General features: G+C 39.4%; 18 protein-coding genes. 10 read left to right on the plus strand and 8 right to left on the minus strand.

Annotated features, from left to right (window positions below; genetic code table 11):
- Positions 1-50: 50 nt before the first annotated feature.
- Positions 51-725, minus strand: coding sequence for a MarC family protein (locus tag ACYVHJ_RS07695; protein ID WP_460513776.1), 675 nt, complete (start codon positions 723-725; stop codon positions 51-53).
- 198 nt (positions 726-923) lie between these two features.
- Here ACYVHJ_RS07695 and ACYVHJ_RS07700 point away from each other — a divergent pair, with 198 nt between their 5' ends.
- The 7 genes from ACYVHJ_RS07700 to ACYVHJ_RS07730 all read left to right on the plus strand — a co-directional run bounded on the left by ACYVHJ_RS07700 (position 924) and on the right by ACYVHJ_RS07730 (position 7,695).
- On the plus strand, positions 924-2,249 hold the full coding sequence (locus ACYVHJ_RS07700; RefSeq protein WP_460513778.1) for a TolC family protein: 1,326 nt from the start codon (positions 924-926) through the stop codon (positions 2,247-2,249).
- A gap of 11 nt (positions 2,250-2,260) precedes the next feature.
- Positions 2,261-3,463 (plus strand): efflux RND transporter periplasmic adaptor subunit, encoded by a 1,203-nt coding sequence (locus tag ACYVHJ_RS07705; RefSeq protein ID WP_460513780.1) that lies wholly within the window; start codon positions 2,261-2,263, stop codon positions 3,461-3,463.
- Positions 3,464-3,470: 7 nt separating this feature from the next.
- A complete protein-coding gene (locus ACYVHJ_RS07710; protein ID WP_460513782.1) occupies positions 3,471-4,214 on the plus strand; it encodes an ABC transporter ATP-binding protein in 744 nt (247 codons plus the stop codon).
- Between the two features lie 2 nt (positions 4,215-4,216).
- On the plus strand, positions 4,217-5,437 hold the full coding sequence (locus ACYVHJ_RS07715; protein ID WP_460513784.1) for an ABC transporter permease: 1,221 nt from the start codon (positions 4,217-4,219) through the stop codon (positions 5,435-5,437).
- A 5-nt stretch (positions 5,438-5,442) separates the two neighbouring features.
- Positions 5,443-6,477 (plus strand): sensor histidine kinase, encoded by a 1,035-nt coding sequence (locus tag ACYVHJ_RS07720; RefSeq protein ID WP_460513786.1) that lies wholly within the window; start codon positions 5,443-5,445, stop codon positions 6,475-6,477.
- Positions 6,478-6,483: 6 nt separating this feature from the next.
- Positions 6,484-7,218, plus strand: coding sequence for a LytR/AlgR family response regulator transcription factor (locus tag ACYVHJ_RS07725; protein WP_339905145.1), 735 nt, complete (start codon positions 6,484-6,486; stop codon positions 7,216-7,218).
- Positions 7,219-7,320: 102 nt separating this feature from the next.
- Entirely contained in the window at positions 7,321-7,695 is a 375-nt protein-coding gene (locus tag ACYVHJ_RS07730; RefSeq protein ID WP_339905146.1) for a GxxExxY protein, read from the plus strand.
- A gap of 210 nt (positions 7,696-7,905) precedes the next feature.
- On the opposite strand, the gene ACYVHJ_RS07735 is transcribed toward ACYVHJ_RS07730, so the two are convergent.
- The 5 genes from ACYVHJ_RS07735 to ACYVHJ_RS07755 form a co-directional block, all read right to left on the minus strand.
- A complete protein-coding gene (locus tag ACYVHJ_RS07735) occupies positions 7,906-9,039 on the minus strand; it encodes an amidohydrolase family protein (protein ID WP_460513789.1) in 1,134 nt (377 codons plus the stop codon).
- A 3-nt stretch (positions 9,040-9,042) separates the two neighbouring features.
- Positions 9,043-9,594 carry a DUF2911 domain-containing protein gene (locus tag ACYVHJ_RS07740; protein WP_460513791.1) on the minus strand — a complete coding sequence of 184 codons (552 nt, stop codon included), beginning with the start codon at positions 9,592-9,594 and terminating at the stop codon, positions 9,043-9,045.
- Between the two features lie 155 nt (positions 9,595-9,749).
- Positions 9,750-11,972 carry an outer membrane protein assembly factor BamB family protein gene (locus ACYVHJ_RS07745; RefSeq protein ID WP_460513793.1) on the minus strand — a complete coding sequence of 741 codons (2,223 nt, stop codon included), beginning with the start codon at positions 11,970-11,972 and terminating at the stop codon, positions 9,750-9,752.
- Between the two features lie 66 nt (positions 11,973-12,038).
- Complete coding sequence (locus ACYVHJ_RS07750; protein WP_460513795.1) at positions 12,039-13,778, minus strand: c-type cytochrome; 1,740 nt, start codon at positions 13,776-13,778, stop codon at positions 12,039-12,041.
- Positions 13,779-14,243: 465 nt separating this feature from the next.
- The gene (locus ACYVHJ_RS07755; protein ID WP_339903672.1) at positions 14,244-14,381 is read right to left on the minus strand and encodes a hypothetical protein; all 138 of its coding nucleotides are present in this window, start codon (positions 14,379-14,381) and stop codon (positions 14,244-14,246) included.
- A 383-nt stretch (positions 14,382-14,764) separates the two neighbouring features.
- On the opposite strand from ACYVHJ_RS07755, the gene ACYVHJ_RS07760 reads away from it, so the two are divergent.
- Both ACYVHJ_RS07760 and ACYVHJ_RS07765 read left to right on the plus strand, forming a co-directional pair.
- On the plus strand, positions 14,765-15,736 hold the full coding sequence (locus ACYVHJ_RS07760) for a protein kinase family protein (RefSeq protein ID WP_460513797.1): 972 nt from the start codon (positions 14,765-14,767) through the stop codon (positions 15,734-15,736).
- Entirely contained in the window at positions 15,737-16,609 is an 873-nt protein-coding gene (locus ACYVHJ_RS07765; protein WP_460513799.1) for a 3'(2'),5'-bisphosphate nucleotidase CysQ family protein, read from the plus strand.
- A gap of 523 nt (positions 16,610-17,132) precedes the next feature.
- Here ACYVHJ_RS07765 and ACYVHJ_RS07770 read toward each other — a convergent pair.
- Positions 17,133-18,008 carry a PDDEXK family nuclease gene (locus tag ACYVHJ_RS07770; protein ID WP_460513801.1) on the minus strand — a complete coding sequence of 292 codons (876 nt, stop codon included), beginning with the start codon at positions 18,006-18,008 and terminating at the stop codon, positions 17,133-17,135.
- A 284-nt stretch (positions 18,009-18,292) separates the two neighbouring features.
- On the opposite strand from ACYVHJ_RS07770, the gene ACYVHJ_RS07775 reads away from it, so the two are divergent.
- Positions 18,293-19,531, plus strand: a complete 1,239-nt coding sequence (locus ACYVHJ_RS07775; RefSeq protein WP_460513803.1) for an alpha/beta hydrolase family protein — start codon at positions 18,293-18,295, stop codon at positions 19,529-19,531.
- Between the two features lie 1,286 nt (positions 19,532-20,817).
- Here ACYVHJ_RS07775 and ACYVHJ_RS07780 read toward each other — a convergent pair.
- A complete protein-coding gene (locus ACYVHJ_RS07780) occupies positions 20,818-21,906 on the minus strand; it encodes a serine hydrolase domain-containing protein (protein ID WP_460513805.1) in 1,089 nt (362 codons plus the stop codon).
- Between the last annotated feature and the right edge of the window lie 240 nt (positions 21,907-22,146).

A 22,146-nucleotide genomic window follows, 5' to 3' on the forward strand; every position in this document is an offset into this window, starting at 1 on the left:
ACCCTTTTATCCATTGAATCGGGTAAATATTTAATACGCCATAAGTAACCTTATTTATCTTCTATTTCAACAGCAGAGCCACCTTCCATCCAATTCGGAAATACCTCTCCCAATCCTTCGACCATAAACTGAACGGCAATTGCAGCAACTATTAAACCAAATAATCGAGTAAACCCTACAAAAACAATGTCATCTACCTTATTTTCTACTTTATAGGAAAAACTGAAGACGATAAAAAGTAAAAAATAACTGAGCAATAAAACACCGGATAGTCCTACATAAGTAGTTGAACCACTTGCTCGGAAACTGTACAATAATACGGTAGTAATAGATCCGGGCCCGGCCAACATCGGAATGACAAGCGGAACCATTACTTTTTCAAACCTAAGCTTGGCCAGCCCAAAATTGGTATCAGCCTCTTCTTTTAACTCTTCTAGTTTGGTAGCAGATCCATTAATCATTGACAATGCAGTGAACATCAATAGAAACCCACCGGCAATCTTAAAAACTTCTATATCGATATTAAAAAATACCAAAATATATTTTCCCAAAATTAAAAATAAAAGTAAGGTCACGAAGGAAGTCCCTGTAACCATAAGGGCAATTTTTCTTCTTACTTTTGGTGTGGCGTCTCCGGTCATTTCATACCAAATGGGTATAAGGCCAATGGGATTTACCATGGCCAACATTGCTGCTAAAAAGTTTAGATTCAGGTTCCAATCCATATTAAATCGTATTGGGATTAAACATCAGAAATATTTAGCAGAATGCATGCCAGTTTTGAATTGAACAGTTAAATACCAAAATCTCCCATCGGTAAAAAAAGGGTGTTTGTATAGGCAATAGTGGCAAACGTCTATCACACTTTAATAAAATAGCATATTATCCCACCTTTAAAGTGTTAATCTAAAACACTTTAAAAAATGAAACGGTACCTTCTTATATTTAGCTTATTTTTTGTGCAGCCCATCAGTGCACAGGAAGTTGCACCCAGCCCGGAAATTTGGTCACTGGAAGATTGTATAAATTATGCCCTTGAGAATAATATCACTGTTAAAGATGCTGTACTGAACACAGATTTGGCGGAAGTAGATTATGACAGGGCCAAATCCGCCAGATTGCCGAATTTGTTTGGAAGTGCTTCACAAACATTTACCAGTGGTAACAGTATAGATCCCATTACCAGTGATTTCGTCTCTGAAAAAATCAATAGTAACAATTTAGGTATCAACAGTTCCATGACCCTTTATCAAGGCAATCAACTGAACAACCAGATTGAACAAAATAAATTGCTGATGGAGCAAAGTATTTTTCAAGAAGAAGTAGAGAAAAATAACATTGCCCTAAATATTTTAGAGACCTATTTACGTGCTCTTTACAGCAAAGAAAGTATTAGCATTGCAGAGAACAACTTGGAAGCTTCTGAAAAAGAAGTGCTACGTGCCAAAGCGAGATTGGATGCAGGCACCATCTCCTTATCTGATTATACAGAAGCGCAAAGCCAGGCAGCAACAAACAAGTTCAATGTAATCACGGCAAAAAACACCTATGAGCAATATATCATTGATCTAAAACAATTGTTGGAATTGTCTCCAACACAGGAGTTTGCCATCCAAACCATTGACAAAGAACTGGATTTAATAAATCTTGAACTTAATAAGACAGCCATTTATTACAAGGCGCTTCAATTTTTACCGGAGGTTGAGGTAAGCGATCTTAATATCGCCATCAATGAAAAAGAATTGGCCATTGCCAAAGGGGCATACAAGCCTACCTTATCCTTGAATGGTAGTGTAGGTACCGGTTATACCAGTATCAATTACCTTTCTTTTTCAGATCAATACAATTCCAATTTTAACCAAAGACTTGGATTGACCTTAACCATTCCGATTTTTAACAGAAATCAAACCAAATCAGCAGTAAAATCCGCCGTTTTGAATATAGAAAAAGCGCAGATTCAAAAGCAAAATACAGAAAAAGTCATCTACAAAAATGTTGAAACCGCCTATCAAAATGCCGTTTCAGCCCAAGAGCAACTGCTTGCTGCAAAATCCTCTCAGGAAGCGGCCGAACAATCTTACAACCTTGCACAGAAAAAATATGAACTTGAAGATTTGAGTACTACAGATCTGGTAATCAGTCAGAACACCTATACCAATGCCAGGCAAAATTACTTGCAGGCCAAGTATTTAAATATTCTGTACAACCAATTGTTACAATTTTATCAGGGAAACGACATTAAACTATAATTAATTTTAAAATGAAAACTAAAAAATATGTCATCGTTGGCAGCATTCTATTGGTAATACTTGCTCTTGTAGCCTACAAATTTATCAAAGGAGAGGATGCTGTGGTAATGGAAGCGAAAACGGTTAAAGCCAAAAAGGCGGATGTTACTACCTTGGTCACCGCCACCGGCACCATGGAACCCATCACACAGGTGGAAGTGGGTACACAGGTTTCAGGGGTAGTAGAAAAAATATATGTAGATTATAACAGTGAGGTAAAAGAAGGACAGCTTATTGCCGAGTTGGACAAGACAAACTTAAAAGCTGCCCTTACCCAAAACCAAGCTGCTTATGACAATGCTTTAAGTCAGAAAAAATATACCGAAACCATTTTTGAAAGACAAAAGAAGCTATATGAAAATAAAGTGATTAGTAAGTCTGATTATGATGAAGCGCTTTACAGTTATGAAACAGCCAAAGGTACTGTCACGCAGCGTTTGTCTGACCTTCAAGCAGCCAAAACCAATTTGGGTTATGCCAATATTTATTCACCAATTGATGGGGTGGTTCTTTCTCGTGACATCGACGAAGGGCAAACAGTAGCGGCCAGTTATAGTACACCGACATTATTTACCATTGCACAGGATTTGAAAGAAATGCAAGTGGAAGCAGATGTGGATGAAGCTGATATCGGATATGTCAAAGAAGGACAACGCGTAACCTTTACCGTTGATGCCTATATAGGAGAAACTTTTGAAGGTGAAGTGACGCAGGTTAGATTGGATCCAACAATTACTTCAAATGTGGTGACTTATACTGTGGTCATCCGGGCAGATAATCCAGATCTTAAATTGAAACCTGGCCTGACAGCTACAATTTCTATTTATACCCTGGAATTAAATGATGTGCTTACTGCTGAGGCCAAGTCCATAAATTTTAAACCGGATGTTGAAAGCTTGAATGAATACAATATGCAAAATAATTTGCCACCTACTAAATCAATTAAGCAGGGCGAAAAGACCCAGGTGTGGGTTTTAAATCAAGACCATTCACTGACTGCTAAAACTGTAGCTATTGGAGCTAGTGATGGGGTAAATGTTCAAATTCTAACTGGTATTAACCAGGGCGATGAATTGGTATACAGCTTAAAACAAACCAGCCAGGAAGTTGCAAAAGAAGCTAGTAGCGAAAGTCCTTTTATGCCACAAAGACCAGGTGGAGACCGTAAAAAATAAAATAGCCATGAGCAAAGAAATCATTAACATAAATGAACTAAAGCGCTCCTTCACCATGGGAACGGAAACAGTTCACGCACTAAAAGGAATCTCTTTTACAATAAATAAAGGAGAGTTTGTTACTATAATGGGCTCAAGTGGTTCTGGGAAGAGTACTTTGCTGAACATATTAGGTTGTTTGGATCAACCAAGTTCCGGAAGTTATGAGATAGATGGTGTCAGTATAAAGGATTTAAGTAAAAACCAGTTGGCGAACATAAGGAATGAAAAAATTGGGTTTATTTTTCAATCCTATAATCTACTCCCCAGAACCACAGCCATAGAAAATGTAGAATTGCCACTATTGTACAATAGAAAAGTAAATTCGGCAGAAAGAAAATCCAGCGCCATAAAGGCATTGGAAATGGTTGGGCTAGGGGATAGGTTACACCATACCCCCTCCCAACTTTCCGGAGGTCAACAGCAACGTGTGGCCATTGCGAGATCACTGGTTAACAATCCGGTCATGATTCTTGCTGATGAAGCTACTGGTAACCTGGATACCCGAACCTCCTATGAAATCATGTCCTTGTTTCAGGAATTAAATCGAAAAGGAATCACCATCACCTTTGTGACGCATGAGCCTGATATTGCATCTTTCAGTAACAGAACCATTGTACTCAAGGATGGCAATATAATCAAGGATTATTTCAATACTAATATTTTATCTGCTGAGAAAGAATTGGCAGCATTACCCATTGAAGATCATTAATCATGAGAATTATAAACTTATTGAAAGTTGCTTTTAAAGCCATTGTTCTCAATAAAATGAGAAGTCTATTGACGATGCTAGGGATCATTATTGGTGTAGCATCGGTTATAGCCATGCTGGCCATAGGGGAAGGCTCTAAGGCCAGTATAAGGGAAAGTATTTCCAGTATGGGATCCAATATCATCACCATTCGTCCGGGAGCTGAAGTGCGAGGAGGGGTAAGAGGGAGTTCCGGTGACATGCAAACATTAACCTTTGAGGATTATGAAGCCATCCGGGATGAGGCTACCTTATTGAGTCATATAACCCCCATGGTCAATGGAGGAGGACAAGTGATCAACGGGTCTAATAACTGGCCCTCAACTATCTATGGTGTAAATCCCGAATACCTGGACATCAAAGTAGTAGATCTTCAAAGTGGAAGTATGTTTACCCAAGCGGAAGTACAATCAGCAGCAAAGGTGGCCTTAATTGGGCAAACCGTTGTAGATAATGTTTTTCCTGATGGTGCCAGTCCGGTAGGGAAAATGATTCGATTCAACAATATCCCATTTAAAGTAATTGGTGTATTGGAAGAAAAAGGTGAAAATACATTTGGCCAAGATCAAGATGATGTGGTCATTGCACCTTATACCACGGTTCAGAAACGAATTCTTGCCATAGACTATCTAAATCAGGTAATGGCATCAGCTGTAAGCGAGGAAGATGCCCCTGAAGCCGTAAATCAAGTAATTGATATCATGCGGATTCAGCATCAATTAAGGGATGATGAAGAGGATAATTTTAGCGTACGCTCTATGGAAGAATTGATTTCTACATTTAGTTCCACCACAGAAATGTTGACCATATTGTTGGTAGCTGTTGCCAGTATATCTTTGTTGATTGGAGGAATAGGTATCATGAACATCATGTATGTTTCTGTAAAAGAGCGTACCAAGGAGATTGGCCTTCGCATGGCAATAGGGGGAAGGGGATCAGATATATTAATGCAGTTCCTTATTGAGGCCATACTCATTAGTATTACCGGTGGTTTGCTTGGAGTAGTATTGGGCTTAGGGGCTACGGTTTTTATTGAAAAGTTCTTACATTGGCCAACCAGTGTAGCCTTGTATTCAATTGTTGTTTCTTTTGCAGTATGTGCGATTACCGGAATCTTTTTTGGATGGTATCCGGCTAGAAAAGCTGCAGCACTGGATCCGATCACAGCTTTACGATACGAATAATTAATATGGAGTATAACAAGAAAATAACGACCTTTTCTCACCTTTTGGTGTGGTTTGTTTTATTCAGCATGCCTTATGTCCTGTCCAATGGGCAGGAACAAGAGTTCAATCGGGTAATTGCTCATTTCTGGATTCCTTTGGTATTTTATGCCATTATCTTTTATGTCAATTATTTTCTTTTTATTGACCGATTTTTGTTCCAAAAGAAAATGCTTGAATTTATTGGGGTCAATATTATCTTGTTGGTACTTTTATTATGGATAAGAGAAGGGTTAGACAATACTTTCTTTACTGAGCTTGTAAGAAAACCTCGAGAGGATGGAGACAATGGCCCTTCCTTTAAGATGTTTATTTATGTTCAGTTACTTTCCTATATGGCTCCATTGATTTTTGCCATTGCCATAAAAACTACCCAACAATGGGTTAAAACTGAGGCTGAAAGCAAGGAGGCTGCTAATTATCAATTAAAAACTGAATTACAACACCTGCATTATCAGTTACAACCTCATTTTTTCTTTAACTCCTTAAACAATATTTATTCGCTTGTGGATATTTCTCCGGAAGAGGCCAAAAAATCAATCCACAGTTTAAGTAAGCTGATGCGTTATATGCTTTATGAAACAAATTTGGAAAAAGTCCCCTTATCCAAAGAAATTGATTTTATGAAGAAATACATTGAGTTGATGAAGCTAAGGGTTTCTGATAAAACAACGGTTAACTATCATTTTCCCACTATTAACACAGGCATCACGATTGCACCCTTGTTATTTATTTCTTTGATAGAAAATGCATTCAAACATGGTATTTCAGCCAGCAACGAAAATTTGATTGAAATGGATATGAAATTGGACAATGATATTGTGGTTTTTAAAATTGAAAATGATAACTTTCCGAAAAAAGTAGCCGATAAAAGTGGTTCTGGTATTGGGATTCAAAATCTTGAAAAACGATTGCAGTTGTTATACCCTAATAAATATCAATTTAAGCATGAGCTAATTGAGAATCGTTTTTTGGTTACTTTAAGGATAGAAACTGCTTAAAATTGAATGAAGAATTTAAAAATTTCATGTCTGATTGTAGATGATGAACCTATGGCATTGAACCTTGTGGAAAGTTATGTGAATAAAACACCCTTTCTGGATTTAAAAGGAAAATGTAGTAGTGCCATTGAAGCCATGGAATTTTTAAAATCCACACCCGTTGATCTGCTTTTTCTAGACATTCAAATGCCTGACCTTACCGGTATTGAATTTTCTAAAATGCTTCCCAAAGATACCCGAGTAATTTTTACGACTGCCTTCGACGAGTATGCCTTGGAAGGATTTAAGGTGGAAGCCTTGGACTATTTATTGAAACCCTTTGATTATGCTGAGTTTTTGGCGGCAGCGAATAAGGCCAGTACTTGGTTTAATTTGGTCAGAGGAAAACAAACAGCTCCTGAGCAAGTAGAGAATAATGAGTTTTTATTTGTAAAATCTGAATACAAGCAGGTTAAGATCAAACTGTCTGAAGTGTTGTACTTTGAGGGATTGAAGGATTATATCAAAATTTGGCAAAAAGACCAATCCAAGCCTATTTTGACCCTGATGAGCCTTAAATCTTTAGAGGATGAATTACCTGAAAGTCAATTTATGCGGGTGCATCGTTCTTTTATTGTCTCTCTTAATAATATAAATGTAATCGAACGCAGCCAGATCCTAATCAATGATCAGCGCATCACCGTTTCTGATCAATACAAACCCAAATTTTTAGCTTTTATCAATGGCCATTCATTTAATTAAGATTCTAAAAATGATTTAAGCTAGTTTTCTGTGGCTTTCTTTCTATGTATATTTTTTATTACCTTTAGTATTAGGTGAATTCAATATTTTCTTGGTTTTAATATGGAGTTGAAACATAGTGATATCACAGAAAAGATTATCGGAGCCTCTTTTGAGGTTCATAAATTTTTGGGCAATGGCTTTCAAGAGGTCATTTATCAGCGGGCTCTAGCATGGGAAATGAGACAGTTGAATCTTGAATTTGCCAGAGAAATTGAACAAGACATTTTTTACAAAGGCCTAACAAAACCAATCGGAACTCGAAGAGCTGATTTTGTAGTAGAAGGAAAAGTTTTAGTGGAGCTTAAAGCTAAAATTCATTTAGAAGACGTTCATTTGGCCCAAGTGCTGAACTATTTAAAAGCTTATAGGTTAAAAGTCGGGCTACTGATTAACTTCGGAAGTAAAAGTCTCACATTTAAGCGATTGGTGTTGTAATTGACGTTTGAATCACGGATTAAACGGATGAATCACGGATTAAACGGATTACACAGATTTCACTGAATAAAAAAATCCGTGAAATCTGTGTAATCCAATAAAATCCGTTATAAAATCTGCGAAATTTTTTGGAGATCATTACAAATTTAATCGTACTCAAAATCCGTGCAATCCGTGTAATCCAATAAAATCCGTGATTCCGACATTATATTAATCGACAACCTCCTCAAATAAAGAAGCGTCAATTCCCGGTATCAATTTCAAGGAGTTTTTATAGTAGATTTTTTGAAGGACAGGGTCGGGGAGGCCTAGGCCATACATCTTCCAATGGGCATGCCGCTTTCTGTAATAATCAAAATATTCATCATAAGTCTCCAAAACCCTAAAATAAGTAGAATACTCTTGCTTATTATAACTGTCTTTTCCCATCAAAACCCTGTCTTGATATTGAATCAACCAATTTCTGGCGGTAATAGGTTGCCTTCCCAATTCAGCAAGCACTGCCCCTAACTCCGTATATACATTGGGCATTTCATCTAAAATTTTTCCTAAGCGTGTCAAATCATTCCCAAACCAACCCAAGTGTGCCGCTATAAATTTTGTTTGGGGATGTTTTCTGAAGATGTTATGTTGTTCGGCCATTACTTCTTCAAACGAAGGGTTGTTTTCTGGGTCCTTGTACCTGCTGGGGTACTGTTTTAACTCCAGCCATCGTTCATTGTATTTGTCTTTAGGTAGCCAGAAAGCCGCCGGCTCACCGGTGTGGATCAAAACTGGGATCCCTAATTCTCCACATTTGGCCCATATAGGGTCTAATCGAGGATCATCTACCCGGATCCTGTTTCCTTCATTGTCTTTATCTGTCAAACCAAGGCTTTTATAAACCTTTAGTCCCTTGGCCCCCATTTTTACGGCATTCTCCATTATAGCAAGAGAATTTTCCGGCCAACCTTCATCATCCAATTTTTCAAAGTCAATATTCATAAAAAGTACAAAACGATCGCTATACTTTTTGTTGACATTATCAAGTGACCATTCGAGGTACTTCCCCCTAAAACCACTCAAATTAACCATTACGGCCATATTAAGCTCATCCATTTCGGCCACCAATTTATCAAGGTTTTGGATGGGCATGGTAAATTGATGATTGTGAACATCTACGAATGGATATTTGGCTTGGGTCAATAGATGTTCCGGAACCTTTAAAGTAGACACAGGTTCGTAGGCTTCCACGTCCATTACATGCAGTCGATATTGTATTTTTCCAATCAGCCAATAGCTAAATCCTAGAAAAAGCAATATTGAAAAGGCCAACCACAGCCATTTCTTTTTGGAGAAGCCCATTGTTTATTGAAGGGCTACTGGTATGGTAAAGATCACATCGTCCCATTTAAAGTTGATCACTGCACCGGGTCCTGAAGACTCAATGGCAATGGTAAAAGTCTCAACAATCGTAGGATTCTGCTCTACGGGTGCTTCTACAGTCAAAACATCAAGTTCATGATCAGGTTCTGCTACACCAAAGAATACATCAACTTCACTGTTTAAGGTGACTTTAAATACATCAGGGCCCGGAACTGCATACATCCTATAAGTACCTGCTTCCAACGGCTTTCCACCAAAGACAACATCTTTGTTAAAACTGATTTCTGTGGCAGCATTGGCTCCTAATCGCCAATATTGACCATATGGTTGTAGGGCATCGTCTTCTGCTTCTCCAAAAATTAGCCTGCCTTTTTTGGATGGTTGGCTGTAATCAACAGTAATTTCCAATCCACCTTCATTGTAAGTTGTAGTGGATGGAGGACTTGCCGGTGTGGCTATAAATAATCCGTAGATTACCCAAATAATAAAAATTAAAACAATTACACCTGCTCCAATTAAAATATTCTTTTTCATGATTGCGTTGTTTAGAATTTGAATTTACACAATTTTTATTGCTTTAGCTTTAAAAAGCCCTCACATTAGTAGGTACAACTATTTTAGAAGACAAAATTTATTTTAACCCTTAATAGATAGCAGTGAGAAAACAATGCCTAAATGTTTTGTTTTAATCAATCCGGCAATGAAAATGCCATTACCGATCCGGCTGTATTTTTTGAATTCCCACCAACGGAAAGTACGATGTACTGTTTGCCATCCACTATATAGGTACTTGGATTGGCATTGGCAAACCCGGGTAAGTCGATTTCCCAAAGCTTTTTTCCCGTATCTTTGTCAAAAGCCCGGAATTTGTTGTCCCGCGTTCCTGCTATAAAAACAAGTCCTCCTGCAGTAACTGTGGGACCGGCAGAACCCGCTTCACCCGTCTCTTGTATACCTTCTTGTAGCTCAGGCTTATTGCCCAGAGGAACACTCCAGGCATAGTCTCCTGTATTTAAATTAATTGCATGCAGCTTTCCCCAAGGTGGTTTTATACCCGGTCTTCCTTTCGAATCTCTGAAATACCCGTAAGCTGTAAGGTTCAGGTACCTGCTAAGACTGCCTTTGGTTTGGCCGGATGGTGATGCTCCTTGGTTATTATTTATTTCTTCTAACAAAGATTTTTCTTGTTGGGGGCTTCCTTTGCTTTCATTCTCGAAGAGGTAAGACAAAATAGCTTCTTCCTTGGTTTTATCAGTTATTACACTGGAAAAACTAGGCATTTTACCTCCTCCTTGCTTTATTTTGTTAAGCACATCACCTTCGCTGATTCGACCTTTTAATCCCACTAGGGAAGGATTTCCTTGCTCATCTCCATTTCGATCTCGTCCATGGCAACTGACACAATAGGTGTTATATATCGATTCTCCTTTCCTATAAACGGACAGGTTGGTGATGGCATTTTCCGGCTCTACCTTCTTCATGAGCATGATTTCCGGTGAATTATATGATCTAACATATAGCAGGCCGGTGCTGGCATCAAAAGCCGCACCACCCCAACTTGATCCTCCGCGTGAACCCGGAAACTGTAAGGTTCCTCTCAAGGATGGAGGTGTAAAAAGTCCCTCATATCGATAAGACCGAAATAATTTTACCAACGAATCCCGAGAGGAAGGCGAGTAATTGGCAAGATCTGTTTCGTCCAAATATTGCTTGGTATAGGGTGCAGGTTTTAGTGGAAAGGGCTGAGTCGGCCAAGCTTCTTCACCGGGAACATCGGAAGCTGGTACAGGCCTTTCTTCGATTGGAAATAAAGACTCTCCGGTTTCTCGGTCCAGTACATAAAGAAATCCTACTTTGGAAGTTTGAGCTACGGCATCTATATTTTTGCCATCATGCTTTACGGTTACCAAATTGGGAGGTGCAGGCAAATCGTAGTCCCAAAGATCGTGATGTACCGTCTGAAAGTGCCAGATGTATGCGCCCGTTCGGGCATCGACGGCCACTATGGAGTTGCCAAACAAGTTTTTTCCTTTGCGGTCTGCTCCATAATAATCGTAAGCCGGGGATCCGGTAGAAAAGAAGACCATCCCACGGGAAGCATCCAAACTAAAACCTCCCCAGCTGTTGGCACCACCGGCATACTTGTATGCATCCTTTGGCCATGATTCATAGCCAACTTGTCCTGGTAATGGGATCGTATGAAAAGTCCAAACCAACTCACCAGATCGTACATTATAGGCCCTAACATGCCCCGGCTCTGCACCATAGAGCTCTGAAACCTCAGTGCCCAAGATTAATAAATCTTCGAAAATAATACCCGGTGAAGTAGGGATCACCGATATTTTATCCGGATCACCACGCATACCTTCATTTAAGTCCACCTTACCTTCGTTTCCAAAAGAGGAGATTGGAATTCCGGTAGAAGCATCAATAGCAAAAAGTTTATCCCCACCGGTAAAAAGAATACGTTTGTCTGTTCCATCCTCCCAATACGCTACACCTCTTTTGATTCCGCCTCCTCGCTCACCATCAAAAGGATCAAAACTCCATTTTAATTCTCCATTGGCGGCATCAATAGCAAATAGTCGGCCTCTTGCAGAGGTGCTGTACAAGACATCATCTATGACAATCGGGTTGCTTTCACTGTTTTGTGGTCTGTCCCCGGTAATGCTGTCATTGGGTTCAAAAACCCAGGCCACAGTAAGTTGGGATATATTTTCCTTGTTGATTTGATCAAGTTTCGAGTAACTGGTACTTGCATTATCGGCTTTATAAATGCCCCAATTGGAATAGCTATCCTCTTTTTTTGAACTACAGCTTCCACACCATAACAAAAGTAGAATCATTAGGAGCAACCCGTAAGGTAAAGGGTAAGTCCATTTTTGGGGTCTTGCTGAGAAGTTGGCTTTCATTTTACAGTTTTCTAGGGTTGACTGTGTGTAAATTAATAAAGTTTTTGCAAACGAGAACCTAGTAATTTACTTTACCACTTTTGCCCTGATTTTAGTGACTTCACTAGGGTTGATGGGACTGGCTTTGTTTCCCCATCTGTTTCGGATATAAGTGGTGATAGAAGCTACCGCAAGATCATCCAGAATATTTGCATGGGGAGGCATATAGCCGTTAAAAGTTTTTCCTCGAACAGTGATTTCTCCTTGTATGCCATTTAAAATTGACTCCACGAGGATTTTAGGGTCTCCTAACACACGCTCAGATTGAGCGAGGGGAGGGAAGCGGTTATTATCCCCTTGCCCATTTCGTTGATGACAGGTAGCACAGTAGGTATTGTAAAGAATGCCTCCTTCAAGCAGTGAGCCTTTATCCAAATTATCCACTCCTTCAACAGGTGTTTTGATGTATGTTTTATCTGCGGTTAGTTGGTCCATTTCTTTCAGTTGCTTTTCACCAAACTCCGCTTTACTTCCTTTGTACATGACCCGCCAAATTTTGCCTTTATTGGAATCGGATATATAAAGGGATCCATCCGGACCTTCGGCCAATCCCATAGGTCTGTATAAGGCATCTCCTGTATTTTCTACGGTATCTACTCCGGCAAAACCATCCGCAAATACCTCCCAATCAGCTGCTACGCCATCCACTAAAGGAACAAAAGCGACTATAAAACCTGATTGTGGATATGGCGAGCGATCTGTGGAGCCGTGAAAGGCAATAAAAACACCCTCTTGGTAGCGAGCCGGAAATTGGTCTCCTTGGTAAAACAACAGTTCCATAGGAGCCCAATGACCTGGAAATCCAACTACAGGTAGGTCAAACTTGGAAGCCCTACCTACTATTTTGCCATCTCCACCATAGCCGGGCGACAATACATTTTTGCCTTGGAAATGATCATAATAGGCATAAGGCCATCCAAAATCAGCTCCTTGGGTTATTTTAACTAATTTCTCGGAAGGAAGCACTGCTGCCTGCCAGGAAGAGTAAAGCTTTGGATAAAGGGTGTGAAAATTATCTATTCCATTGACTACTCCATAGAGTTGATTATCCAATGGACTCCAAGTCATGCCCACAATACTGCGAAGGCCGGTTGCAAATTTGACTCCATCTGATTGGACTTGGCCTTCTCGGTTGGCATCAAACTTCCATACCCCGGCATTCATCTCCCTTTCCGGACTTGGGTCCAACCCCTTTCCCTCAGGGGTCCCCGTTGGACCATATATTTCAATATCCTGCCCGGCATCAGAAGGTGATCCAAACGGAATATACATGTTTCCTTTTCCATCAAATGCAGCTGGTTTTGTCGTATGCCAGTTACGGGCTACATTGGGATGAGTATCTGTTAGGATAACTTCTGTTCTGCTACTAGGCACCAATTCTCCGGGGCTTAGTTTATTTCTCAAGACCTGGTTAACAGTGCTCGTGTATAAATATCCATTATAAATGGTAACTCCTACCGCAGAACCGCCAACATCTTCATAGTCTCCAAAACGGACCACTGAGTCAGCTTTTCCATCCCCATTAAGATCCCTAAGACCAATGGTACCTCCATGCTTATCCCGTGAAAAGCGCAGTTTGGCATAAATATCTCCATTATCATTGACGGCAATATGCCGGGTAGGGCCTACACTGTCGATGACGACCAAGGCCTCAAATCCAGCCGGCAGAATCAATCCACCATTGCCTACATCGGATGCAGGTAATTCATTTTGCTTTTTTTCGCAAGAAATGCTGATTAGTAAAAAAATGAAAAGGCTATAACTCAAATATTTTTGGCAAGCGGAAAAATTCAAATAAACAAATTTGGGTAATCTGTGCAAGCTGGTCATGGTCTTTTGTGAATAATTAGTGGTGTTAGCATTTTGAGCTGGTAATTTAACCTTACTGAACCTAAAAACCCGCATCAGGCTTGCCATTTTTATAGAAACTTTTACAGTAGGCGAAGTTTTTCGCCCTTACACCGGTTGATTTCAAATTGTTAAAATGCATTGTCAACCTGAATTAGTTGTATAATTATCCGTCTATTTCAATAGTTATTTAATAATATTATTCACCTAAAAATCCCCCTGACCCCCTTAAAAGGGGGATTTGTGCACGTTACATTTAGCGAATGCGTTCTACCTGATAACTTTATCAATCTGCTGAATTATAGTAAATAAGCATACAATACTCATTTCCAAAAATCCCCCTTGACAAGGGGGCAAGGGGGGATTTTTTAGCAACATCTCAAGTTAAAAAGAAGTTTTAGGAACATCATTTTGCAATTCCCAGTCATCTATATAAGTACCTATTTCCTGTAGAACATAGGACATAGATTTCTTGACATCCCTGTCCAAAAACCTTAGAAAAAAGAGATCCTTTTTCTCCAAAATCAATTGCCGTTTTTTAGTCTTTAACCACTGATTCAGGGTATAAATTTTTATTATTTTATTTAATATTATTCACCTAAAAATCCCCCTGACCCCCTTAAAAGGGGGATTTGTGCATGTTGTATTTAGCGGATGCGTTCTACCTGCTAACTTTATCAACCCGATGAATTGTAGGAAATAAGCATAAATTCCCATTTGCGAAAATCCTGCTTTGTCCGTTTGAAGAGGGATTTACAATATTTCTCAAATTCCATGAAGAATTCGTCTATAAGAAGAAAATTTCGGTAATTTGGATTTCAGTTTGCTTAAGCGAGAAAGTAAAAATATCCAGATTTCCTTATTGGCCTACTTCAACAATATAAACCATTTCCCCAAACAATAGCATGTCTTCCATTGAATCTGAAATTCTAAATTGTACCGGTGCCAAAGCCATTCACGACACAACACAGGTGCAGACCTTATGGAGTGGTTATGGCACCATCAAGCGCTATTATTTGGAAGGAGGTAAGCACAGTTCGGTCATTGTAAAACATATTGAATTGCCGAAATCCGACAACCACCCTAGGGGCTGGAATACAGATTTGTCGCATCAAAGAAAGGTCAAATCCTATGCAATAGAAAGTAATTGGTATAAACATTATGCCTCCTTAACCAACCCAAACTGTAAAGTCCCGCAATTATTGTATGAAGAAGCCGGCGAAAACACACGTTTGCTAATTATGGAAGACCTCAATGCTTTGGGTTTCCCGATCCGCAAGACACCTCAGACGGTAAGCCTTTTAGCGGCCAAAAACTGTTTAAGCTGGCTGGCACATTTTCATGCCGTATTTATGAAAGTTTCTCCTAAAGGACTATGGAAAAAGGGTACTTATTGGTACTTGGATACTCGACCAGAGGAATTGGCCAAAATGACCAATAAGCCCTTGCAAAAAGTCGCTCCGAAAATTGACAAAAAACTGAATGAAGCGAAGTTCCAGAGCTTAGTTCATGGGGATGCCAAGCTGGCGAATTTCTGCTTTGGGCCAAATAATCAAGTGGCAGCAGTGGATTTTCAATATGTTGGCAAAGGTTGTGGAATCAAAGATGTGGCCTATTTTATCAGCAGTTGCTTTGAAGAAGAAGCTTGCGAACAATTTGAGGAAGAATTACTTGACCATTACTTTAATTCCCTTGAAGAAGAAATGGGTAATACCATTGAATTTCAGGAGGTTAAAGAAGAGTGGGCCAGCCTATATAAGTTCGCTTGGGCTGACCTTTACCGTTTCCTGGATGGCTGGAGTACAGGGCATTGGAAGATGCATGGATACAGCGAAAAGCTCACACAAGCAGTAATAGAAGAACTAGAAAGTGAATAAATGTTCGAAAAAACCGTTTTAGATAAGCTTTGCCTGCAAGCCATTGAGGCAAGTATTGCTGCAGGAAAATGGATACAATCTCAAGTTGATGCAGCATATCATCGACGAAAAAAAGAAGGTGGGCATTCTCTGGCTTCACAGGTAGTGACTGAAGTAGATTATAAGGCACAGGCCATAATTTTAAAGCATTTGGCTTCAAGCGTAAATCAACATGACTTGGGTTTGCTTACAGAGGAAGCAGCAGATGACCAATCCCGTTTAGAGAAGGATTATTTTTGGTGCATTGATCCTCTCGATGGCACTTTACCTTTTACCGAGCAACGTCCCGGATATGCGGTTTCTATCGCTCTTATCTCCAAATCCGGGGACCCTGTTATCGGGGTCGTATATGTTCCTGATGAGGATTTGTGTTACAGTGCCATCAAAGGGCAGGGGCTATATTTGAATGGGGAGTCTTTTCTTCCAAAGCCTTCAGCAGACATTTCTTTACATGTTTATATGGACAGAAGCATGCAAGGCGAAAGCTATTTTAATGATTTAGGAACTTACCTGAAACAATGGGCTGATTCGCAAAATTACGGGGAAGTGGTATATCATTTTGGCTATGGTGCGGTCCGTAATGCTTTATCTGTTTTTGCCCATAGGGATTCCTGTTATTTTAAATTTCCAAAAGCGAAAAAAGGAGGGGGTAGCATATGGGATTTTGCAGCCACTCGATTAATTTTTGAGGAGTTGAATTTACCGGTTAGTAATTATAGGGGTGATAAATTACATTTGAATTCTCCTGAAACCACATTTATGCACCTTCAGGGAGTGGTTTATGCCAGTAAGCGAGAACTTGCTAACCATTTAAAGCGTTTCAAAATTTCCTGATAAAAAAATCAATTTATAAGATTGATTTAGGCTATTATTGTTATCAAATTTACCTAATCAAAATGATTTACCAATGTCATTAGATGTATTAAAAGCCGCAGATACTATTATTGCCTTAGAAAACCCGTAAAGATGATTTAATAAGTAGGCTTTATTATAGGTTTATATGATTTGCTACCCATACCAACACCTTATAATTTTGTCTTGTCAGAATCCTATTTTTTATAAATGAACCCCGAAAAATGATTCGACCCCTAAGGGGTCGTTTAACTCGATAATTATCAGATTTGCTTTTCCTAAGGTCTTAGAACTTCATCTAACTCTTAAAAGTTTAATTTCTTATGATGATGTAAATTGTGACGGCTCTAAATACGATAAACCCTGAAGGAGTGATACATTTATAGCCATAGGCACCAGCACATGGTAAAACAATGAGAACAACACGGTTTTGACGGTATTGTTGCCTTTTTTCTGCAACAATACTGACAAAATCAAATATCGAAATTTTATACTGCGAGTTAAGCTATTTCAACTCTATCCTCCATCCTAATTTCTCGGCCTGATTTATGAATGACTTGATATTTTCAGGATGCCATTGGTTACAGGTTGAAATAGCCTGATCCTGAAGCTGGATAACCTCATCTTCCTTTATGTAATGTCTCTTATGACCCAAACGTTGGTATATATCTTCAGCATTGCTCGTTAAATCCACTACACCAAAGCTCCCTTGAATATAATCAGGAAAATCATGTTTTAATTCTGAATAGGTGATTTCAGGATTCCTTTCTACATGCGCTCTAACCACTGCATTGACAAGTCTGCCTTTATTATATTCTTTTCCTTTGAAAATGAATTTTGAATAATCTTTGTTAGAGTAGGAAAAATTGAAATAGGTATCGGAAATCACAAAAACCTCATTTTTATCACTCCGAAATCGCTTGATTGTCATTCCAGCAATTGGGATTTCTTTAAATTCATAACCTTGGGATAAACGCTCTTGTAGCCCAGCACTGATAGATGAACCCACTAGAAGTCCAACCCATTTTGGTGCAGTATTTTCATTCCAATAATCTCCCAAAGACAGTATCTGAGTACTGACAGAAAGATAATCTTCAAGTTGACTAAGACTTAACTCATCGATTTCATTCAATTTGATTTCCACAATTCCCAAATACTCTCCACCGTATTTAGCAAGAATATCGATTCGTCCATCACCCGTTTTCCTTCCACTTTTCAAAGCTAATTCTGCATCTAACACTTCTACTTCTGAGAAATTCTGTTCATCCAACTTTAAAATATCCTCATTTTCCAACAGATAAGCTTCCATAGCCAATTCCTTCCAAAAAGGATAGGGTTTCATAGAAATGCTATTCGCTGTAAATTGTCTAAAAATTGCCATGTTTTTTTAATATCTATTTAAGGTTAATCCATCTTCAATTCATTTAAAACCTACCAATTTTCTAAAAGCTGGACGAATCAAATGAAATATCAATTAGAAAAATTTAAGGTATTTTTCCTTTGCTAAAGATATCGTTTTGAATGAAAACGAATAAATCTTTCTTCAAATAATTGGTTAAAACATTGTAATTAAACTATTTCAGAACCTAACATTCATTTTTAATTCTTCATGATTTCAGTCAAATTATTCTTATTTTGGAACAAATTATTCCAAAAATCATTGGCATGAAAAAACCCATTATAATCGGATTAACCCTATTCTTATTGCGGGGGCTTGTAATGGCCCAAACGGGACTTTCCCTGCCTCCAGCGCTTAAAGGTAAAATACCTTGGGACCTATCAACCTTATCTCAAGCTCCGGAATTTGAATGGCTGAACCAATCGGACTCTGTTTGGTCTTTGCGCTATACGGGTGAGAAATATGAAGGAAAGGTGACGGAAGTATTCGCCTACTATGCTAGTCCGGCCACAATTGGGGCGGAAAATGTAGGATCTGGGGACTTTCCGGGTATTGTACTGGTACACGGTGGGGGAGGAACCGCCTTTCAAATTTGGGTAAAGGAATGGGCAGAAAGAGGATATGCAGCCATCGCCATGGATCTTGGTGGTGATCAACCATTACCTACAGCCGAACAAGAAAATCCTTGGGGTTCCAAACGAACCCGTATGGAAAACGGTGGTCCCAAGCAAGACGATGTCCACAAATTTTTCAGGTTAGATGAGGCTTTTACCGAACAATGGCAATTCCATTCTGTATCCAATATTATCCGCGCACATTCCCTTATTAGATCATTTGAGGAAGTGAATCCGGAGAAAACAGCCATTACAGGCATAAGTTGGGGCGGCTACCTGACCAATTTGACAGTTGGTGTTGATCAGCGCTTTGCTGCGGCAGTGCCTGTATATGGCTGTGGCTTTTTACAAGAAGGCAGTGCCTGGGACAAACAGTTTGATTCTCTTGGGGTCGCTGAAACCCAACGTTGGGTAAAACTTTGGGATCCTTCCAGTTACGTGGGAAATGCAACAGCTGATATGCTGTTTGTAAATGGCACCAATGATTTTGCTTATTTCGTGGAAAACTGGCAAAAAACAGCCAATCTGGCCAAGGATGCACAATTTACGTTAATACCGGAAATGAAGCATAGTCATCTGCACGGCGCTGCCCCTGAGGAAATTTACCGGTTTATCAGTACTCAGTTGGAAGACAAATCCGAATTCATTAGTTCGGTAAAATTAAAACACAAAGGGGGTAAGGTGAAGTATTCTATTTCACATGCTTCGGATAAAATTTATATGGCTTATACCGGCGATGAAAAGCGAAGTCCGGAAAGAGAATGGAAATTGATTCCACTCGATAAAGCAAAAGGCAAAGTTACTATACCTGATGATGTCAAACTTTGGTATATCTATTGGGTTGATACCCATGGAAATCGGAGAAGTAGTGAGGTGAAGGGATGGGAGTAGATTTTAGTAAACCCCTCAAATAAAATAAGGTTTGACAGCCTTGATTTTTTTGGCTCGTTTTATCATCAAGTACTCCCTGAACACCTTAGCGGATCAATTAAGTTTGATTGGGTTAATCTAAGCACCGTGAAACTGAAAACTATATAGAGTTGGATGGAATCAGACTAATAAAATAGGAAGGTTAAATTTTTTTTTATTCGGCAAGTGTTCTTTTAATCTCTTCATTTCTTTTCCCCTGAGTTGCTCGGCTTCAGGGCAGGCCCTGATTCACTTAGGTGTTCAGGGAAGACTTGCTAAAAAGAAACGAAGCAAAGAAATCTCCTGCCAGCAAGGCCGGTCGCCGCCTCGTTCTCTGGCAGACCCCCGCTCTTTTTGCAATAGTGATGCTTTAATAATCCTGGTACTGGAAAGTGTACGAATGTTTAAGGGTATACCTATATTGTAATTTCTATTAATTTCCACATAACTTTCCGCCTTGCAGGTTTTGGCGTTAAGAAATTCGGGCAGCGCGTTGGCAAAGGCATAGGTATGTTTGACGAAGGGCCTGAAAGCATACTTAAATTACACGAATTTATTTTGCCCTGAGGAGTTTGCCTATGTGCGGGCGGAGGCCGGATTTTAGCCAAAAAATGCACAGCGGCGGTTTTTTTTGATTACTTTTTTGAACTGTAGCAAAAAAGTAATGAAGTTAAAATAAAAAATATCCGCTTCAACCCGCTCACCGCTTTACAACCAGGCATTTGTAAAGAATTAGTAAATAATAAGCTTTAAGTTCTGATCAATAGAGGTAGCTTTAGCGGCTTCCTTTCTTTTCCCCTGAGTTACTCGGCTTCAGGGCAGGCCCTGATTCACTTAGGTGTTCAGGGAAGACTTGCTAAAAAGAAACGAAGCAAAGAAAAATCAAGCCAGCAGAAATCTCCTGCCAGCAAGGCCGGTCGCCGCCTCGTTCTCTGGCAGACCCCCGCACTACTCTAGATAGTGATGCTTTAATGACTATGATATTGGAAAGTTTAGGACCTTTTAACCTGGAAACAAAGCTATGAGGAAAAATATCCATATTCTTCTTACCATGCATATTGCGAAATGGAGAAGAATACTAAATTGGATAAAGCCGAAGTTTTAGCGTGGTTTGGAGGAAACAAGGGCTTTTTTGATTTTCATCGGGTTAACTTAAAAAACCATAAAGAGGTCAACGAGAATTTGTTTTTGGAGTAAAATTAAAATTAAATAGGTTACTTAGAGTAACCTATTTAATTTTTTCAGGAAATTCTATTACATCCTGCAGGTTAAAATTCATTTTTGATAATGGCTTCCATGATTTGGTAGCGCTCTTCGCTTTTATCTTGTTCATTGCTGAGCAGGATGATCAATCCTTCTGACTCCGGTATCAATACCAAAAGACTGGTAAAACCATCGATATCGCCTCCATGGTGGTAAATGACCTGATCATTGATTTTAAGGGTGAAAAATCCGGCTCCGGGTACATTGATGTCGTTTTGCGCCAGCGGGGCAGCAAAAACCAATTCCTTTTCACTTTCAGTGAAAAAATTGGAAAGCAGTGCTTTTCCCCATTTTTCAAGGTCTTCAATATTGCTTTCTATCTCACCGGCACTGTAGGCAATCTGCATTTGATAAGGACCTACTTCCTGCCCATTGTCATAGCCTTTGGCCCGCTCTTCTCCGCTTATGGTATCAGGACCTTTGCCCGTATGGGTAAAATTAAGTGGCACATAAATATTTTGGTTTAAATACTCTTGGTAAGACAGGTTGGTAAGTTCTTCTATAAGTAGGCCCAGAATCAAATAGTTGGAGTTGGAGTAAGCGAAGAATTCTCCGGGGGAAAAGTCCAAGCCATCCTCTTTAATGGATTCGAGGATGATATCAAAAATTTCCTCGGTATCAAAGTGGTAATTGTTTTCCTCAGCATAGTCTTCAATTGGCCCCACATAATCAGGAATACCGGACTGATGATTCATCAAATGGTGGATGGTAATTTGGTCTCCATAAGGGAAATCCGGGGCAAAATCACTTAAAGGTTGATCCAAACTATTGATATATCCCTCTCTTTTGAGCTTGACCACCGCCGCGGCGGTAAAGGATTTGGTAATGGAACCGATGCGATAGATAAGCCCGGGATCATTTGGGATATTATTGGCTTGATCAGCCATGCCAAACCCCTTTTTCAATAAATATTCATCTCCTTTGCTGATCAATACACTTCCTGTAAATCCTATTTCTTCCAAATAGGCTTCCGCAGAATCATATCCCGTGTTAGCATCCGTAGGAGGGTTGCCATCCTCCTCAATACAGGAAGCTAAACTTATTAAAAAGGCCATGGCCAACATTACTTTAAATTTTCCCAATAGCGTTGTCATTATATTTTGTTTTTAAATTTTAAGATGATCCAAAATTAGCGGGCAGAGGTATAGCGATCGTCTCAGAATGCATAATGGGACCGGCTTATGAAATTTAGGACTAATTCAGGGCTTCAATGATGTCAAAAAAGAATGTGGGAGCCCTCAACAAGGATTTTAGTAATTATTTTCAATTATTAAGGCTGAAGAAGTCCGAGATCTCACCGGAAGAGATATTTAGAACGATATTCCCCGCAGTTG

The organism is Cyclobacterium sediminis, from assembly GCF_054781075.1.

Excerpts from the sequence above, each read along its gene's own strand:
- ACYVHJ_RS07695 (WP_460513776.1), bottom strand. The coding sequence starts at position 725 with ATGGATTGGAACCTGAATCTAAACTTTTTAGCAGCAATGTTGGCCATG.
- ACYVHJ_RS07700 (WP_460513778.1), top strand. The coding sequence starts at position 924 with ATGAAACGGTACCTTCTTATATTTAGCTTATTTTTTGTGCAGCCCATC.
- ACYVHJ_RS07705 (WP_460513780.1), top strand. The coding sequence starts at position 2,261 with ATGAAAACTAAAAAATATGTCATCGTTGGCAGCATTCTATTGGTAATA.
- ACYVHJ_RS07710 (WP_460513782.1), top strand. The coding sequence starts at position 3,471 with ATGAGCAAAGAAATCATTAACATAAATGAACTAAAGCGCTCCTTCACC.
- ACYVHJ_RS07715 (WP_460513784.1), top strand. The coding sequence starts at position 4,217 with ATGAGAATTATAAACTTATTGAAAGTTGCTTTTAAAGCCATTGTTCTC.
- ACYVHJ_RS07720 (WP_460513786.1), top strand. The coding sequence starts at position 5,443 with ATGGAGTATAACAAGAAAATAACGACCTTTTCTCACCTTTTGGTGTGG.
- ACYVHJ_RS07725 (WP_339905145.1), top strand. The coding sequence starts at position 6,484 with ATGAAGAATTTAAAAATTTCATGTCTGATTGTAGATGATGAACCTATG.
- ACYVHJ_RS07730 (WP_339905146.1), top strand. The coding sequence starts at position 7,321 with ATGGAGTTGAAACATAGTGATATCACAGAAAAGATTATCGGAGCCTCT.
- ACYVHJ_RS07735 (WP_460513789.1), bottom strand. The coding sequence starts at position 9,039 with ATGGGCTTCTCCAAAAAGAAATGGCTGTGGTTGGCCTTTTCAATATTG.
- ACYVHJ_RS07740 (WP_460513791.1), bottom strand. The coding sequence starts at position 9,594 with ATGAAAAAGAATATTTTAATTGGAGCAGGTGTAATTGTTTTAATTTTT.
- ACYVHJ_RS07745 (WP_460513793.1), bottom strand. The coding sequence starts at position 11,972 with ATGAAAGCCAACTTCTCAGCAAGACCCCAAAAATGGACTTACCCTTTA.
- ACYVHJ_RS07760 (WP_460513797.1), top strand. The coding sequence starts at position 14,765 with ATGTCTTCCATTGAATCTGAAATTCTAAATTGTACCGGTGCCAAAGCC.
- ACYVHJ_RS07765 (WP_460513799.1), top strand. The coding sequence starts at position 15,737 with ATGTTCGAAAAAACCGTTTTAGATAAGCTTTGCCTGCAAGCCATTGAG.
- ACYVHJ_RS07770 (WP_460513801.1), bottom strand. The coding sequence starts at position 18,008 with ATGGCAATTTTTAGACAATTTACAGCGAATAGCATTTCTATGAAACCC.
- ACYVHJ_RS07775 (WP_460513803.1), top strand. The coding sequence starts at position 18,293 with ATGAAAAAACCCATTATAATCGGATTAACCCTATTCTTATTGCGGGGG.
- ACYVHJ_RS07780 (WP_460513805.1), bottom strand. The coding sequence starts at position 21,906 with ATGACAACGCTATTGGGAAAATTTAAAGTAATGTTGGCCATGGCCTTT.